The organism is Acinetobacter sp. 5862, from assembly GCF_024494585.1.
Taxonomy (GTDB): Bacteria; Pseudomonadota; Gammaproteobacteria; order Pseudomonadales; family Moraxellaceae; genus Acinetobacter.
The window spans coordinates 1-16863 of the sequence record NZ_JANHGP010000008.1 but is presented as its reverse complement, the minus strand read 5'-3'; the positions used below and the strand labels follow the sequence as shown (position 1 = coordinate 16863).

The 16863-nt window shown below is 39.8% G+C and carries 15 protein-coding genes and 1 pseudogene; 7 read left to right on the top strand and 9 right to left on the bottom strand.

Going from position 1 to position 16863, the window contains the following annotated elements:
* Positions 1-92 precede the first annotated feature (92 nt).
* Positions 93-725 carry an ABC transporter substrate-binding protein gene (locus tag NO346_RS00705; protein WP_256413883.1) on the top strand — a complete coding sequence of 211 codons (633 nt, stop codon included), beginning with the start codon at positions 93-95 and terminating at the stop codon, positions 723-725.
* Positions 726-736: 11 nt separating this feature from the next.
* Complete coding sequence (locus tag NO346_RS00700; RefSeq protein WP_256413882.1) at positions 737-1024, top strand: STAS domain-containing protein; 288 nt, start codon at positions 737-739, stop codon at positions 1022-1024.
* 42 nt (positions 1025-1066) lie between these two features.
* Here the strand turns inward: NO346_RS00700 and NO346_RS00695 are convergent, their stop codons facing one another.
* The gene (locus NO346_RS00695) at positions 1067-2080 is read right to left on the bottom strand and encodes a CorA family divalent cation transporter (protein ID WP_087536049.1); all 1014 of its coding nucleotides are present in this window, start codon (positions 2078-2080) and stop codon (positions 1067-1069) included.
* Between the two features lie 344 nt (positions 2081-2424).
* On the opposite strand from NO346_RS00695, the gene NO346_RS00690 reads away from it, so the two are divergent.
* On the top strand, positions 2425-2820 hold the full coding sequence (locus NO346_RS00690) for an NUDIX domain-containing protein (RefSeq protein ID WP_256413881.1): 396 nt from the start codon (positions 2425-2427) through the stop codon (positions 2818-2820).
* On the opposite strand, the gene NO346_RS00685 is transcribed toward NO346_RS00690, so the two are convergent.
* Together NO346_RS00685 and recG are read right to left on the bottom strand one after the other, a co-directional pair.
* Positions 2771-3457 (bottom strand): ComF family protein, encoded by a 687-nt coding sequence (locus tag NO346_RS00685; protein ID WP_256413880.1) that lies wholly within the window; start codon positions 3455-3457, stop codon positions 2771-2773. The genes NO346_RS00690 and NO346_RS00685 overlap by 50 nt on opposite strands.
* Complete coding sequence (recG, locus tag NO346_RS00680; RefSeq protein ID WP_256413879.1) at positions 3450-5495, bottom strand: ATP-dependent DNA helicase RecG; 2046 nt, start codon at positions 5493-5495, stop codon at positions 3450-3452. The genes NO346_RS00685 and recG overlap by 8 nt, the downstream gene beginning before the upstream one ends.
* Positions 5496-5513: 18 nt before the next feature.
* On the opposite strand from recG, the gene NO346_RS00675 reads away from it, so the two are divergent.
* Together NO346_RS00675 and NO346_RS00670 are read left to right on the top strand one after the other, a co-directional pair.
* A complete protein-coding gene (locus NO346_RS00675; RefSeq protein ID WP_256413878.1) occupies positions 5514-6332 on the top strand; it encodes an NAD-dependent epimerase/dehydratase family protein in 819 nt (272 codons plus the stop codon).
* A gap of 125 nt (positions 6333-6457) precedes the next feature.
* The gene (locus NO346_RS00670; RefSeq protein ID WP_256413877.1) at positions 6458-7438 is read left to right on the top strand and encodes a putative solute-binding protein; all 981 of its coding nucleotides are present in this window, start codon (positions 6458-6460) and stop codon (positions 7436-7438) included.
* Between the two features lie 52 nt (positions 7439-7490).
* On the opposite strand, the gene plsB is transcribed toward NO346_RS00670, so the two are convergent.
* Complete coding sequence (gene plsB, locus NO346_RS00665) at positions 7491-10046, bottom strand: glycerol-3-phosphate 1-O-acyltransferase PlsB (protein ID WP_256413876.1); 2556 nt, start codon at positions 10044-10046, stop codon at positions 7491-7493.
* A 329-nt stretch (positions 10047-10375) separates the two neighbouring features.
* Between plsB and NO346_RS00660 the strand changes: the two genes are divergently transcribed.
* Both NO346_RS00660 and NO346_RS00655 read left to right on the top strand, forming a co-directional pair.
* A complete protein-coding gene (locus tag NO346_RS00660; protein WP_004660328.1) occupies positions 10376-11248 on the top strand; it encodes an acyl-CoA thioesterase II in 873 nt (290 codons plus the stop codon).
* Positions 11249-11384: 136 nt separating this feature from the next.
* On the top strand, positions 11385-12626 hold the full coding sequence (locus NO346_RS00655) for a dicarboxylate/amino acid:cation symporter (protein ID WP_256413875.1): 1242 nt from the start codon (positions 11385-11387) through the stop codon (positions 12624-12626).
* A gap of 56 nt (positions 12627-12682) precedes the next feature.
* Here the strand turns inward: NO346_RS00655 and NO346_RS00650 are convergent, their stop codons facing one another.
* The 5 genes and pseudogenes from NO346_RS00650 to NO346_RS00630 form a co-directional block, all read right to left on the bottom strand.
* Positions 12683-13627 carry a metal-dependent hydrolase gene (locus NO346_RS00650; protein WP_256413874.1) on the bottom strand — a complete coding sequence of 315 codons (945 nt, stop codon included), beginning with the start codon at positions 13625-13627 and terminating at the stop codon, positions 12683-12685.
* Positions 13628-13756: 129 nt separating this feature from the next.
* Positions 13757-14533, bottom strand: coding sequence for a ribosome biogenesis GTP-binding protein YihA/YsxC (yihA, locus tag NO346_RS00645; protein ID WP_256413873.1), 777 nt, complete (start codon positions 14531-14533; stop codon positions 13757-13759).
* A gap of 74 nt (positions 14534-14607) precedes the next feature.
* Entirely contained in the window at positions 14608-15060 is a 453-nt protein-coding gene (locus tag NO346_RS00640; protein WP_004660334.1) for an Rrf2 family transcriptional regulator, read from the bottom strand.
* 79 nt (positions 15061-15139) lie between these two features.
* The gene (gene hmpA / locus NO346_RS00635; protein WP_256413872.1) at positions 15140-16351 is read right to left on the bottom strand and encodes an NO-inducible flavohemoprotein; all 1212 of its coding nucleotides are present in this window, start codon (positions 16349-16351) and stop codon (positions 15140-15142) included.
* Between the two features lie 143 nt (positions 16352-16494).
* A pseudogene (locus tag NO346_RS00630) lies at positions 16495-16785 on the bottom strand (helicase HerA-like domain-containing protein); the annotation flags it as partial.
* Positions 16786-16863: the final 78 nt, after the last annotated feature.

Sequence of the window (16863 nt, the reverse complement as noted above, 5' to 3'; positions counted from 1 at the left end):
CATTAGAGAAATTTGCTCAGCTTGTTGATTATCATAAGACTTTTCAAACTGTCGCACCTCATGTTTGAATTCGCCCAGGTTAGGAGATTGAAGTGAATACATTATTGAAACAGACGTTAACAGCAAGTGTATTATCAACCATGCTTGCGAGTGCTGCATTTGCAGCACCAACAGAAACCCCACCTGATTTTGTTAAACGTGTGGCTGATGGTTTAATTACACGTCTAAAAGCAGATCATGCGAAATTACAAAGTAATCCTGCTTTAGTTAAATCGATTATTCGTCAAAACCTTGATCCGTATGTTGATTCACAAGCATTTACACGTATCGTATTAGGTACGTATGCGAATAATCAATATACAACTGCTGCGCAACGTGCTCAGTTTGAACAAAATTTCCGTGCGGTGATTATTGAAAACTATGGTGGTGCTTTCGCTAAATATACCAACCAAAGTTATACTATGCGTCCTTTTAAGTCGACCAATAGTAAGAATCCCGTTGTTACATTAGACTTCTTGCATAATGGTGAGAAAATACCTGTATCGTTCCAGTTGATTGATAAGGGGGATCAATGGAAAGTTCGTAATATCAATGTCTCTGGTATTGACCTAGGTTTGCAGTTCCGCAACCAATTCGCCGCAACTGTTCAGCGTAATGGTGGTGATATCAATAAAGCGATTGCAACATTTAAACCAGATGCTGATGCTGCTGTTAGCAAAAAATAAGGTGGTGAAGGGTGATTCAGTATATTGATCAGCAGTTGATTGTTTCAAAAACAATTGATTTCTCGAATGCAGAACAAGTTTATCGAGCAGGTTTAAAGTATATCCAGCAACATAAGAGTTTTCCTCTTATTGTTGATCTGGGTCAGCTTGAACAAGGAAACACCCTTTCTTTGGCAGTGTTGGTGCAATGGTTGCGTCAAACGCCAAATAACAGAGGTCTACATTTTAAAAATGTGTCTGATAAGATGCTGAAAATCATCCAAGCCTGTCATTTGCAAGATGATTTGAAATTGATATGAAAAAAGTCTTGTGATAAAAAAGCACCATCAGGTGCTTTTTTATTAAATCCATTTCTTCCAGCGGAAGTACACCATTGGGAGTACAAGGAACGCCATCAGGATACTCGCTACAATCCAGAAACTCAGACTACCATGTGCGAAAGGTAAGACCTCAGTGTTCATGCCATAAATACTAGCAATCAGCATCGGAGGGGCAAGCATACTTGGTAAGATCGAGAATCGACGAATTGTGTCATTCTGTTCGGTGTTAATGAAGCCTGATGTGGTATCCAGTAAGAAGCGGACTTTCTGGAATAAGAATGCATCATGTTCGACCAGTGAACGGACATCCTCACTTAATTCTCGAATATCAGCATCATAAATATGACTGCCTAAAGCTCGAGGACGAGAAAGGAAGGTAAGCACACGACGTAAATCGATCAAACACAGTTGCGCCTTTCCAAGCATATCTTCTTGTTGTGCGAGTCGTGTAATCATGTCATCAAGATCGAGCAGGGTTTCACGATGATGATTATTCAGTACCTCTGTGGAGTATCTTTCCAAGTCTTTGTGGATATCTTCCAAGATATCCGCAAGCTCATCTAGTTTTGCTTCAAGTAACCCGAGCAAGATCCAAGTGGGATCTTTATAGTCCATATTGTAATCATTACGGCGTGCACGCGCACGGAAGGCACGAAATGCAACTAATTTTTCGCCACGCATGGTAAACAAACGATCTTTATGCAGAATGAAGGCAACTGTTTGTACTGTTGCAAGCATATGAGATGACTCATCTGTATCGCCATCGACCTGATAATTTTTATTCTTTGTTAAAAAATATGTACTGATATGCAAGATGCCATCATCATCACGGTAAAATCGTGCGGATGAGGAAATGTCTTCAAGTGATTTTAATGTTGGTAGGTTTCGCTCGTAAGCATCAAATACCCACTGTTGTTCTTCTTGAGATGGAGCAATTAGATCAATCCAAACCAATTCAGGGTGGAGATCAAAACTCCCATTGATTGTTGCATCTTCTAGACTACCGCGCTCTGTGGCATAAAAGGCTTCAAGCATGTCTTTTTTCCTCGCGCAGCCAATGTGAGATTTTCAGCATTGTACCGAAAACCAGCGTGTATTTTAGACAAGGATGAAACGAAAAACACTTGCCTAAACGTTAATTTCTAAAAAATCTTGTTACACAGCCTACTTTATCAGCATGACAGTTATATAAAATGGTTTTAATTGTATGAATTCTATATGTGTTTTTTGTGTGAGGCTGCTAGATTACGGTTCTATTCATCTAAAAAATTATCGTTGTCTAGATAAGTCATGGCTGAGCAGGACAATACCGAATTTATGGTTCTTTAGTTCCATTGTAATGAATGCATCGGTTGAAATTTAAGTGTGAGGAAAGGGTATTGAAAACGATTACTGTGGCTGCCGCTGTCATTTTAAATGAGCAAAATCAATTGCTTTTGGTTCGTAAGCAAAATACAGAAGCTTTTATGCAAGTGGGTGGAAAACTGGAACTGAATGAAGCGCCTGAAATTGCAATACAGCGTGAAATTTTAGAGGAAATCGCGTGTGAATCTGAGATCAAACAGTTTATCGGGCGCTTTGAAACGGCGGCTGCAAATGAGCCTGATCATCTGTTAGTGAGTTATGTTTATGAGGTGAAACTGAAACAAACACCACGTATCGCTGCGGAAATTGCAGAGATGAAATGGATTGATTTGGAAGATCAAGTCACTTTACTTGCACCTCTTACTCAACACGTGGTGATTCCATGGTGTCAGCAAAATTTAGAGAACTAGCATTATTACGGATAGGGGCTGCTAAACAAATACTATAAACCTGTTGGCAGCCAAGTTGTTGCAAGACTTGAGATAAGGCGGTAATTGAACTGCCCGTTGTGACGACATCATCGACGATCAAGACTTTGCGATAACGAAGATGATTGGGCGGCGCAGCCACAAATTGCTGTTCAATATTTTCTAGTCTTTCGATGCGCGATAAGCCTTTTTGCGAGTGTTGATTCAAGCGTTGTACAGGTTGCCAGATAGGGATATTTAAGCTTTTACTAAGTGCTTGGGCTAGCAACAGCGTTTGGTTGAAACCTCGTTCAACTAATCGATCAGTTGAAATCGGCATTGGAACGATGGCATGTACTTTAGGAAGCTTGAGTTGTTGTAGCAGTCCTTCAAGTAGTCGTTGATGATGCAGTTTTTGTTCATATTTAAATTGCTGAATGATGCGATCAATCGGATATTGATAATGGCATACAACGAATATTTGTTGCTGATTACGTTGAATGGATTGTTTTAACCAAGGTAGCTGATTCCAACAACTTTGACATACTCCGTATTGCTTCCTAATCCCAATATCACACAGGCTACATGGCGTTAGATAATCAAAGATTTGTTTTGCTGATGTTTGAATTAATTTAAACATAGGCGTATCTTGGGGCTTCAGGTAGCCAGCGTTTTAATAGTCCATCAGCATGCTGTGGATAGTCTTTTAGAATTTGTTCAGCCACATAATGGGCTTGTGTGAGTAAATGATCATCACGTTCTAAACGTGCCACACGGAAGCCCATATCCCCAGTTTGTTTTGTTCCTAAGAGTTCACCTGGACCGCGTATTTCCAAATCTTTTTCAGCAATTACGAAACCATCATTACTTTCTCGTAAAATAGACAGTCGCTCCTGACCATTTTGAGACAAAGGTACTTTGTAGAGTAGAGCGCAAAAACTAGCGGTAGCACCACGCCCAACACGCCCTCGAAGTTGGTGCAATTGCGAGAGACCCAAACGTTCAGCATTCTCAATGACCATGATGGATGCATTGGGCACATCGACGCCAACCTCAATCACGGTAGTGGCAATTAATAGTTGTGATTGATTATCTTTAAAAGCTTGCATGACCGCTTGTTTTTCATCTGCTTTCATTTTGCCGTGGACCAGACCAATATTGATGTCTGGAAAGCGTTCCTTAATTTCTTGATAGGTGGCTTCGGCGGCTTGAGCATCTAGGGTTTCAGATTGTTCCACTAAGGTGCAGACCCAATACGCTTGTTTACCTTCACGACAGTTGCTGGCAATCCGTTGCAGGACTTGTTCACGGCGATCTAAAGGAATTGTTACGGTTTGAATTGGGGTGCGTCCCGGGGGGAGCTCGTCAATAATTGAAGTATCTAAATCACCATAAGCACTCATCGCGAGTGTGCGGGGAATCGGGGTTGCTGTCATCACCAATTGATGTGGGGTAAATTGATTAACGCCTTTATTTCTTAAAGCAAGGCGTTGATCGACCCCGAAACGATGTTGTTCATCAATAATAACCAAGCCTAGTTTATAAAATTCCACGGCATCTTGGAATAAAGCATGCGTACCGAAAATAAGTTGTGCATGACCTTGTTTAATTTGTTGTTCAGCTTGTGTACGTGCTTTGCCTTTTTGTTTGCCTGAAAGCCATGCCACTTGGATGCCCAGTGGCTCAAACCAGCGTTTAAAATTTAAATAATGTTGTTCTGCTAAGATCTCAGTCGGTGCCATCAGTGCAACTTGCCAGTCTGCTTCTAGTGCATGGCAGGCTGCAACTGCTGCAACGAGTGTTTTACCTGCTCCTACATCACCTTGGACTAAGCGCAGCATCGGTTGATTTTGCTTGAGATCTTGCAAGATTTCCTTAGAAACTCGTTTTTGTGCATTGGTCATTTGAAAAGGAAGACCATCTAATAATGCCTTAGCCAAGATTTTACTGCTATCAAAACGAGGTGCAGCAATTTGGCGGATATAGGCACGGCGTGTTAATAGGCTAATTTGATGGGCGACTAGCTCTTCAAAAATTAATCGTTGTTGGGCAGGATGCGAACCTTGATTGAGTTGTTGCATGTTGGCATCAACAGGTGGCTCATGAATATATTCTAATGCTTGTTTAAGTTCATAGCCGTTGCTGTATTTAGTCGGTAATAACTCAGCCAAGTCATCGCTATGATGTTGTAACGCCTGACGAACATATTCACGTAATTTAGGCTGCGTCAGACCTTCAGTGCTAGGATAAATGGCCGTGAGTTGGGTTTTGGGTAAGGGCGTATGCTGTTGGATGACTTGTATTTCTGGATGATACATTTCAAGACCGCGTGCTCCAACACGAACTTCACCGAATATTCGGAGCTGTTGTCCCATTTTGATGCGATCAGTTAGTCCCTTATAAATATGATAAAACCGTAAAGTGACCTTGCCAAAATCATCTTGTAATAAGGCTGCAAGTGATTTCTTTTTGCCCGGAGGAAAATCTACGGATCGAACCTCACCTTCGAGCAAATAACTTCGTCCAACAACCAGCTGATTCATTGGAATAATGGTGCTACGATCTTCATAGTCACGAGGAAGATGAAACAGCAAATCATCCGTGCTAAAAATATGAAGCTTTTCTAATAGGGTTGCTGCGGCGGCACCAACACCTTGTAATTGCTGGACTGAAGTCATCTCTATTCAAGGGTGTATATGCATATTTTATTTATTGGTTATGGTAAAACATCTCAGCGCGTTGCTAAACACTTATTTGAGCAAGGTCACCACATTAGCACAATTAGCCGTAGTGCAAAAATGGATTGTTATGCAAGACACTATATTCAAGATATACATTATTTAGATTTGACTCAGCTTGATCCAATTGATTTGGTTTATGTCATTCTTGCACCTTCGCAGAGCGGCATAGAAGCATATCAACAAACCTATGTTGATAGCGTTGAACCGATTGCTAATGCTCTCAAAAATCATCCTGTTCGACGTATCATCATCGTTTCTTCGACACGAGTCTATGGTGAAAATGCAGGGGAGCGAATCGATGATGAAGCATTCATTCAACCCATCGATGAGCAGGGACATCTGCTTCGGAAGATGGAGTTGTTGTGGCAATCACATTATCCACATCAGAGCATTATTGTCCGACCAGCAGGAATTTATGGGACCTCAATTGCTCGTTTAAAAAAGCTTGCTGAACAAACACTGACTTATCCAACGATACATTTTAGTAATCGAATTCATATCGATGATTTAGCCAAGTTTTTAGCATTATTAGCTGTTATAGATGTTGTTGAATCAAGTTATATCATCAGTAATAACAATCCTTTACCCATGCATGAAATATTAAGTTGGTTTCAACAATATTTAAACTTGCCTCAGTTGCAACTTTTGTCTGAGCAAGTAACTGGGAAGCGAATTTATGCAACTCGATTGCCACAAACGGGATTTAAATTTGAACATCAGATTTGCTTTAATGACTATCAGACGCTGTTGTCGGTACATGAGAATGAAAAATAATTAGATTAAACTGCAAGACAATTTGAATAGTTGGTATAGATTTTGATGATAAAATACCAACAGACGCCGTAAAGGAACTGCCTGAGTTGTGCACATGGTTTGTGATGAGGCATTAAGGGGTGGATATGAGAAAAATAATTTTTACGATGATGCTGGGACTGGTGGCAACAACAAGTTGGGCAGGTGCGCAAACATGGTGTGTATTTGATCCATTGGGTATTCAGGGCGATATTAGTCGTCGTTTACAAGATATTCGTCTCTATGCACTTCAACATAAAACTCAGTTAAAGTTTGATACTTTTAAAAATGAAAAAGATGCGATTCAGGCATTTGATCAAAATAAATGTTCAGGTTTAGTGGCATCTAATTTTCATACCTATCGTTACAACCATTTTATGGGAAGTACCAGTGGAATTGGTTTGATTTCAAACAATCGTGTTGCACGTATGTTGTTGCAGTTATTGACCAATCCAAATGTCGAAAAACGTATGCTAGATCAAAATTATGAAGTGCTAGGCATGATTCCAATTGGCACGGCATATATGACCATGAATACTCAGCAGATCAGGAAAGTTTCACAATTAAAGAATAAGACCATTGGTATTCTAGAAAATAATCCGCCTCAATTGGCATTGGTACAAAGTGTATCGGCAAAACCTGCTTATGTGGATTTTGCTACGGCAGTTGATTCTTTCAAGCAAAAGAAGATCGATATATTGGCTGCACCAGCGTATGGCGTATTACCTTATAACTTGAAAAAAGAGTTTGGTGAATCGACCCAAGTTGTCAATTTTCCAGTCGCGTATTTCGCAATTAATATTGTGATTCGACCTCAAGCGTATCCCAATGGTTTTGGACACCAAATCCGAACTTGGTTTGTAAAAAATAGTAATGTTTTAGCTGCACAAGCAATGCAATGGGAAAATCATTTACCAGCGTATTATTGGGCTGATATTTCGGGTTATGAAAAGCAGGGCTATGAGGCGCTGGTTGCTAAGATTCGTAATCGTTATGTGGATTCAGGTTACTACGATGCCTATTTTGTCGAGCTAATCAAACGACTCAGATGTCTAGATGATCCGAAATATTTAGAATGCCGCAAATAAATTGGGTTAGCCAATTTTTTTGACTAACCCATCAAAAGTGAATACCGAAACATTAAGCTTTCTTGCGTTTTAAACGACGTTTTGCCTGTTGAGAAGCCATTGCTTCTAAAGCGGTTGCAAGTTCTTTATCTGTAAATGTTGTAATGTGCTGCAACATCTGCAAGGTCGCCTCATCCAGCACCAATTGAGCACCTGCCGCCATCTCACTAAAGTTGTCATCATATTCAATGAAGCCCTGTTCATTGTTGCGAATATAATTCTGCTGAGTTAGCACCTTAATAAAGCTTTGGAACAGTGCCTTGTCAAAGAACTCTGGTGAGTTAAATTCATACAGCACAGACAGACGTTGACCCAATAAGTGACTCAGCTCCTCAACCTGTTTGGTGGAGATATTGCCAGAACCACGCTGGGTAATCAGCGCAAGCGTCATGTAATAACGCTCTAAGCTTTGTTTAACTGGCATACCTAAAGTCAAAAGTTTCTGATGCTCTTCACTGTTTGGTGTTGGGCTAAATAAGTTGCCATCATGATCTTGGAAAATTAGACCAATTTTAACAAGTGCGTTGATATAGTTATCAATGTGCTGTTGCAATTCAGAAGCTTTCCACTTCATGAATAATTCAGCTTTTAAGAAAGGATATAAAGTCCGAATCACATTGCTTAAATCTGTTTTATTAATCTTACCGTTATGTTCAACCAATGATGCAACCAGTGATGGTAAGACAAAAGCATGTAAGATGTTGTTACGGAAATAGGTTAATAAAACGGCTTGATTGTCTTCTATGGCAATAATATCACCTAGAACATGCTGCACACGTTTGATCAGTTTGAGCTTTAAACCATAAGCAATGATTTCTTTACCTGATAAAGAAGTGACTTGTGTGCGTTCGTCATACGGTTGTTGAGTCGCTAAATCACGATAAATATCAAGTTGTTTCGCACAGATCTCTTCATCTAATGTATGTTTTGGTGTTGCTAATAAGATCAAAGATAATAATGAAACAGGGTTGATGACCACTGCGCGATTAATATTTTCTAAAATAACATTAGCTGAGCTTGAAACAACATTCGATACTTCAGCTGGAATTGGCGCATCATTTTTTTCGATCTGAATTTTATCTGCATTATGCTGCTTTAAAATATCATCGAGGAAAACAGGTTCACCAAAGTTAACGTGTACCTTGCCAAAAATTCTTTCAATTTTACGTAAAGTTTTGACGATACCGAAAATTGATTCTGCTTCTTTTGGCTTACCTTGCATTTCACCTACATAAGTTGAGCCTTCCATTAAGCGCTCATACCCAATATACGTCGGTAAGAATACGATTGGCTTAGCACGACCACGTAAATGACCATGTACGGTCATTGCAAGCATACCTGTCTTCGGTGGTAGCAAGCGACCAGTACGTGAACGACCACCTTCAATGAAGTACTCGATAGGCGTATTGCGTGATAGAATGCTGTATAAATATTCTTTGAATACAGATGTATATAGTGCATTTCCGCGGAAAGATCGGCGTATGAAAAATGCACCACCTCCACGTAATAACTGACCTACAAAAGGTAGGTTTAGGTTATCACCCGCAGCGATATATGGAATCATCAAGCCACGTTTGTAAATCACATAAGACAATAATAAATAGTCAATATGGCTACGGTGGCAGGGTGTGTAAATAATCTCATAATCTTTCGCAAGTTCGCGAACTGTACTGAAATTATGAACTTCAACGCCGTCATACAGTTGTGTCCATAATCGTGTTAAAGCCATATCTGCGAAGCGTACTGCTGACGCTGAATAATCAGAAACGATTTCATTGACATAGCCAATTGCGCGGCGTTCTGCCTCAAGCATGCTGATTTTATGCTGAATGCTTTCACGGCGAATGGCATCCTGTACATCGGGTGCCTTAATGACAGACTGCATCACGTTGCGGCGGTCTGACAAGTCAGGACCCAGTACCACTTCGCGTTGCTGGTCTAGGTAGCCATCTAGTGAACTTGCGATATACGTGGCAGGAGAGATGTTTGGATGATGTCTCTTGGCATAATCTACCAATTCACGTAGAGATTGAGGCTCATGGAATTCTAAATATGAATCACGCCCATGTAAGCCAATATTCATGAGTTGTTTAACAGTACCTGGTGTTGCCCAAGTATCAGAAAATAATAACTTAAACCATGAATCTTCTTTATCTGGTGAGCGTCCCCAAAGCACTGTAACGGGAACTAATTGAACATCTACTTCTTGATTTTGTTCTAATGCTTCGATCAACTGTAGAAGGCGTGGGGGATATGTTTGAGTATTAAAAAAGTTATTTTCATTCTGATGTAAAAATAGAATCGAGTTTTTTTCGTGATAAGTTCCAAAACTCATGGCATCTAAAGCTGGCTTAAGATGAAGGCGACGCGTTTCACCATCAACTACCAAAGCATTACTACGTGAATAATTTTGTAGTACATAGCAAATCACTTTATTTGAATCTGGTGTGCTTTGCTCAGTTGTTGTTGATTCTGTAGGAACTTCACCAAGAACATGTGGAGTGACCACAAGGTCAAGTAACTTACTTGAAAGTTGGCGATACATTTGACCAAATCCAGTCTTGGACATTACAGACTCCTAAATGATAACCTTGAGCATGAGGCGTTGTTATAGTGCCGTAAAACCACAGCGTACGGCATAGCTCGATGAACACAAACGTCAACACGACATTCTGCGATATTCTGTCATGAAACGATATGTTATTTTCTGACAAAATATAGCGTATTTGGTGGATTTTATCGTTAAAAATCGTATTTTTAGCGCTTATAAATAAAGATTAATGTGACGGATGAATCATTTTATCCTGAGCATATTTATTGGAATTTGTGGCACAATCGAAATGATCAATCCTGAATGGATTAGTTGATCTCTCCTCATTGATGTTGGAAGGCTATTACATGAATGCGTTAACTCAAGAACTGGTTGAGCTTTTGACTTTGGAAAAGTTGGAAGAACATATTTTCAGAGGCAACAGTCGCAATTTGGTTGGGAAACGAGTATTCGGTGGGCAAGTTCTTGGACAAGCATTAAGAGCGGCATCATATACCACAAACCGACCAGCACATTCGTTGCATGCTTATTTTTTATATGGTGGTGATGTCGATGCACCGATCATTTATGAAGTTGATCCATTGCGAGATGGTAAAAGTTTTGCAAGTCGACAAGTGCGTGCGATCCAACATGGACGTACCATTTTCTCGGCGATGGTATCTTTTGCCAATCCAGAAGAAGGCTTAAATTATCAACATAAAGAACCAGAGTATCCGAGTCCTGAAGAGCTGAAGTCTGAGAAAGAATTAAAGGAAAGTATGCTCAATTTCGTCCCAGAAAATGCACGTACGAGTTTTATGCGCGAACGTCATGTTGAAATCAGACCCACTCGACCAGTTAATCCTTTTCAGCCGCAGCCTGAAGCACCATATTATGCGCACTACATTCGTACCCATGATCGTATTGCAGAAAATGTTGATGACGTTTCATTACATCAAGCCATCGTTGCGTTTTATTCAGATTTTACTTTGATGACCACAGCACTGCGTCCACACGGGTTATCTTGGATTTCGCCAAATTTACAATGTGCAAGCATTGATCATACCATTTACTTCCATCGCCCGTTACGTGCTGATGATTGGATGCTTTACGATATGGAAGCAACGATTAGTGCCAGTTCACGTGGTCTGAATTTTGGACGCATGTGGCAGAATGGTCAGCTGGTATGTAGCACTGTGCAAGAGGGTCTAATTCGATTGAGAGAAATTGAAACCCAGTAAATTAGATTTGAAAAATTCAAAAAAAGCCATCGTTTAGATGGCTTTTTTTTGTCATAAGGTTGTGACAAAAAATTGCTCGATTCTTCAATGTGAGCGTGCCATAGTACCCACAAGCTAAAATATTTTATTAATCAGAATGAATTTAAATACACAAATTCTAATCGCAGCCGTACTGGGTGTTATATATGGGTTCTTCTTAACTTTGTATCCGCAGACTAGTTTTGCTGAACATAGTTTGTATGGGCTGGGGATTTTAAGCAGTATTTTTATTGGTTTACTAAAAATGTTGCTCATCCCACTTATTTTTAGTTCGATCGTTGTAGGTGTTTCAAATTTACAAGCTGGAGGGGAGTTTGGTCGAGTTTGGAAGATTACCGCCTTGAGTTGTGTGACTACTACAACGCTTGCACTGATCTTAGGGATTGGCTGTGCACATCTTTTTGATGTTGGGAAGGGTGTTGATATCACACTTTTCCAGTCAGCAATGCAAAATCATCAAACTCCTGATACGCTTACACCTTCTAGTTTCCTCACTAATTTTATTCAAAATACCTTAATCAATCCTTTTAAAGCATTGAGTGAAGGGAATGTACTCGCTGTTGTGGTTTTTGCACTTTTCTTAGGCGTTGCTCTCGTTAAAGGTGGTGAGCGTTTTAATACAGTTCGTCAACTCAGCCAACAATTCTTTGAAATGATGATGATGCTTGTCAGTTGGGTAATGAAACTCGCGCCACTTGGGATTTTTGCATTATTGGCGAAGTTGATTGCGACTGAGGATTTATCTGTATTAAGTCGTCTTGCTGAGTTTGCATTCGTGGTGACTGGGACAACGATTTTTCATGGCTTAGTGGTTTTACCTACACTGCTTTGGATTTTTGGAAAAATGAATCCAATCACTTTCTTTAAAGGTGCACGCACAGCTTTGGTCACTGCATTTGCGACCAGTTCAAGTTCTGCGACGATGCCACTCAGTATGAAATGTGCACAAGAAAATTTAGGTGTGCGACCACAGACGGCAGGATTCGTGATTCCTTTAGGAACACAATTAAATATGGATGGTACTGCACTTTATGAGGCAGCCGCTGCTTTGTTTATTGCAAATTTGATGGGCTTGGACTTGAGCTTAACACAGCAAATTATCGTATGTTTAACTGCCATGATTGCTTCATTGGGAGCACCAGGTATTCCCAGCGCAGGTATGGTGACCATGATTATGGTTTTACAATCAGTTGGTTTGCCTGCGGAAGCGATTGCGATTTTATTACCGATTGATCGAGTATTAGATACTGTACGAACAGTAGTGAATGTACAGGGTGATATGATGATCAGTGTTGTTGTTGATCGTTATGCTAAGCAAGCAGAAGTTGAATCAAGTTGATGCGATTTAAGAAATAAAAAAAGCAGGAGAAGACTCCTGCTTTTTTATTGAAATGCTTATGCAGCTTGTTGTAAAGCGCGTTTTGCTGCCAGTGAATTATTTAAATAATTCACCGCATCTTGAGTATTACCTTCTTTCACAGGATCATACCAAGGCATGAGATAGTCGATTTGTTGAGCGACTAACCAAATTGGATTTGGTAAAACCTGATTATCTTGACGACCAATTTTGTACCACTCCATCCAAACCCATGGTCTAAATAAACTTGGTTTTTTGTCGGTAAAACGAGGATCTTGACCCATGATATGTGCCGCGCCATCAACCCATAAACCAAGTACACCCACGATTACAGCGACACTCATGTAATAACGTGCAATATAACCACCACCTAAATGACGATATAGATCAAAGGCAACGGTACGATGTTCGATTTCTTCAGAACCATGCCATTTAATCAGATCAATCATTTCAGGATCGGCACCGAGCTCTTCCCAACGTTTGTTATACAGTGCGTATTTACCCAATACACAAGTCATGTGTTCAACTGTTGCAACGATGCCTAAACGGAACAAATCCCATTGATGGTCAAGTATTTTAGGAACTTCTTTACCAAAAGGCTTATCAGCTAAAGCTTTGTTAAATAAGAAATCCATAATATCGAGATTACGCTGAATATCAATATTACGTTGGCTAAGATATTCTTTGTTCGCAGACGTATGTGCAACCGCATGCATCGCTTCTTGACGAATAAATGCTTGAACGTCTTGTTTTAATTTTTCATCAGTAATTTCTGGAAGAACTTTGTTGTATAAGCGGCAGAACCAAAACTCACCAGCAGGCAAAATATTGTTAATTTCATTAATAAAATAACTGGCATAAGGCTGGTTTGGAATCCAATCCACTGGTGTTTTTTTCCAGTCAAACTTCACTTTGCGTGGGAGAATTTTATAGTCAATCGAAGAACCAAGCACTTTGTTCTTCATAAATGATAGTAATTTCATCGTTTAGTCCTAATTGATAGTGCAATGAACCAACACTAAGCAGTATATGAAAACTACCTAGTGTTTGTGTTTAGCAATTCGGGACAATTAGAAATTATTTAATACATCAAGTTGTATAAAATGCATTATTTATTCTTCGACGTCTACTTCTGAAGCTTCTGGGATCTGATCAAGGTCAAATTCTGCTGGTTGATCAAGTGTGAAATTTAAACGGCCACCCATGACGCTTGCCAATTCTTCTAAACCAATTCGATTGAGTGAAGAGAATAATTGAATCGAGAAATCAAGTTTCATTTTCTTCAACTTCTGCTTAATTTCTAATAGTACTTTATTGGCAGGGCCACGGTTTAATTTATCGGCTTTAGTAAGTAGGATATGCACAAACAAATGGCGTGAATGTGCCCATTCCAGCATCATTAAGTCAAAATGTTGTAATGGATGGCGGATGTCCATTAACAGTACTAAGCCTTGTAAGCTTTTACGATGGATTAGATAGTTCTCAAGTTCTTTCTGCCATACGATTTTCATGGCTTCAGGTACAGCCGCATAACCATAACCTGGTAAATCGACCAAACGTTGATCTGGATTACCTAAGCTAAAAAAGTTAATCATTTGCGTGCGCCCAGGTCTTTTTGAAGCGCGTGCGAGTTGCTTTTGATTGGTTAAAGCATTAATTGCACTCGATTTTCCTGCATTGGAACGACCTGCAAATGCGATTTCATAACCTGTATCTTCTACGCACAAATCCAGTTTAGGTGCACTCATCAAAAATTCAGCTTGGCGTAACCAAGTCAAAGACTGCACTGCATATGCGGTTACAGCAGGATCAGTCTTTTTTTCATAACTGATTTTTTGTTTAGGTGCGAGTTTGGCTTTGGTGTCTTTCGATTTTTCACTACGACGCATAGAAGCTTACTTTTTGAATTGAAATAGCAACGACTATTATAAAGGATGTGAGAGATTCGTGCGAATCTTGATGTTTAGGCTTTTTGAACGAGTTGTAAAAAATCAATATTTGAATTTGTAGAAGAGGGAAGAATGCCATATTGCACCACTTCTCCAAGTGTATATTGATCTAGGCTTTGATAAAAACATTCTAAAGCTTGATCCAAAATACTTTTCAGTCCGCAATGAGAGCGTAAAACACAAGGTGGCGTATTACATTCTACGATTTGATGATTGCCTTGTAGGATACGAACAATTTCACCTAGTTTTAAACTTTTGGCTTCTGGATTTAAACGAAGTCCACCGCCTTTGCCGCGAATCGTTACAATCCAATGCTGTTTTCCCATGAAGTGAACGATTTTCACTAAATGATTTTGGGATACATGCAAGTCCCGTGCAATATCTGCAATCGTATACGGTACATCACTCGGACGAGCGACATACATTAAGATTCTGAGTGCATAATCAGTAAACTTATTGAGTTGCATGGGTTTTCACTCAATTTATTGCTTTAAACGGAAAAGGCTAGTCTAACATAGACTAGCCCTATGCAAAACGCAGCAACGATTAGCTGAGTTTTACGCCACCCGTACCGAATGCTTCGCTATGAATGTTTTCGGCAGGAATACCACGGGCAACCAGTGCCTTATGCTGCTCTGCCATAAATGGCATTGGACCACACAGATAATAGTCTGCATTGGCTGGTAATAATCCAGCATCCATTGACACTAAATCTAAGCGACCAGCCGCATCATAATCTTCGCCTAACACATCACCTTGATGAGGAAACTCATAAGCAGTGAATGTGCTCAGACGTGGATATTTTGCTTTTAGTTCATGGATATGCTGTTTCATGGCATGCACCTGACTGCTACGGCAGGCATGAATAAAGCTGACAGGCTGAGGCATATCTTCTGTCACTAATTGATTCAGCATAGCAATCATTGGAGTTAAGCCAACACCACCACTGATAAACACATTACGTTTTTTGCTATCAATCAGGTAGAAATTGCCTGTAGGTGCAGACACCTCAATTTCTGAACCCTCAGCCAAGCCATGCAATGTACTAGATACCCAACCACCTGCTAACTCACCTTTTTCATCCTCACGTTTGACTGAAATACGTAAGTAATCTGCTTGAGGACTTGTTGATAGTGTGTATTGACGTGGTTGTCTTAAATTGAGTTCAGGTACAAACACGCGAACTGAAATGTATTGACCCGCTTCATATTTAGGTAATTCACCACCATCGACAGGTGCGAGATAGAATGAAGTAATCTCATCGCTTTCAACGACTTTCTTGGCAATTTTGAAATTACGCCAGCCTAACCAACTACCTTTGGTTTGTTGATGTTGATCATAGATCGCTTTTTCAGTGCTAATAAATAAGTCAGCTAATTGACCATACGCAGCAGCCCATGCACCGATCAATGGATCTTCCATCGAGATATTCAGTACTTCACTGATAGAGTGCAGTAGGTTCTCACCCACAATACTGTAATCAGGTGATTGAATATTCAAGCTCACATGTTTGTGTGCAATCAATTCGACTACAGGTAAAAGTACAGAAGGATCTTCAATATTTTCCGCATAAGCTAGTACAGCACCCGCAAGTGCTTGTGCTTGTGCACCACTACGTTGATGTCCCATATTGAAGGTTTCTTTTAATTCGGGGTTATTACCTAACATACGGTTGTAAAAGTAACCAGTGAGTGCCACACCATTTTCACGGAGTACAGGTACAGTTGCTTTTACAAGGTCAATTTGCTGCGGAGTCATGGGTGATCTCTCTTGGCTATCATTTATAAGATATATTTAAAATATACCTTATAAAATTTATTTGCAAGATCTGTTTTGACTAAAACCATAAAAAAAATAGGGGATAAATGATTATCCTCTGATTTTTAACATAATAAAGATTTTTATTTGCCAAATAATGAGCCAAGTAAACCGCGAACGATCTTTTGACCTGTAGAGCCGCCTAAGCTACGAGCCGCACTTTTTGCAAAAGTTCCCACAATATCTTGGGTGAGTTTTTCGCGATCTCGTTGTGCTTTCTCTGCGGCTTTTTGTTGCTCTTTCGCAAAGCGCTCTTGTTCTTTCGCCTGTTGTTTGGCTAAAGCATCTTGTTCTTTGCTTTGCTGCTTTTCTAATTCATCTGCCTGTTTTTGTTGAGACTGTTGTAGCACTTTCTTTTGCAGCATTTCATAAGCACGGCAGAGTAAAACTTGAAGTGCGACATAAACCACCTAATTAATTTAAAGGGTTTATGGAGTATATAAAATTGTCAT

Bases quoted from the DNA above. Each gene is read 5' to 3' on its own strand.
- NO346_RS00695 (WP_087536049.1), bottom strand. From the start codon at position 2,080: ATGCTTGAAGCCTTTTATGCCACAGAGCGCGGTAGTCTAGAAGATGCA.
- NO346_RS00685 (WP_256413880.1), bottom strand. From the start codon at position 3,457: ATGTTTAAATTAATTCAAACATCAGCAAAACAAATCTTTGATTATCTA.
- recG (WP_256413879.1), bottom strand. From the start codon at position 5,495: ATGACTTCAGTCCAGCAATTACAAGGTGTTGGTGCCGCCGCAGCAACC.
- NO346_RS00675 (WP_256413878.1), top strand. From the start codon at position 5,514: ATGCATATTTTATTTATTGGTTATGGTAAAACATCTCAGCGCGTTGCT.
- NO346_RS00670 (WP_256413877.1), top strand. From the start codon at position 6,458: ATGAGAAAAATAATTTTTACGATGATGCTGGGACTGGTGGCAACAACA.
- plsB (WP_256413876.1), bottom strand. From the start codon at position 10,046: ATGTCCAAGACTGGATTTGGTCAAATGTATCGCCAACTTTCAAGTAAG.
- NO346_RS00660 (WP_004660328.1), top strand. From the start codon at position 10,376: ATGAATGCGTTAACTCAAGAACTGGTTGAGCTTTTGACTTTGGAAAAG.
- NO346_RS00655 (WP_256413875.1), top strand. From the start codon at position 11,385: ATGAATTTAAATACACAAATTCTAATCGCAGCCGTACTGGGTGTTATA.
- NO346_RS00650 (WP_256413874.1), bottom strand. From the start codon at position 13,627: ATGAAATTACTATCATTTATGAAGAACAAAGTGCTTGGTTCTTCGATT.
- yihA (WP_256413873.1), bottom strand. From the start codon at position 14,533: ATGCGTCGTAGTGAAAAATCGAAAGACACCAAAGCCAAACTCGCACCT.
- NO346_RS00640 (WP_004660334.1), bottom strand. From the start codon at position 15,060: ATGCAACTCAATAAGTTTACTGATTATGCACTCAGAATCTTAATGTAT.
- hmpA (WP_256413872.1), bottom strand. From the start codon at position 16,351: ATGACTCCGCAGCAAATTGACCTTGTAAAAGCAACTGTACCTGTACTC.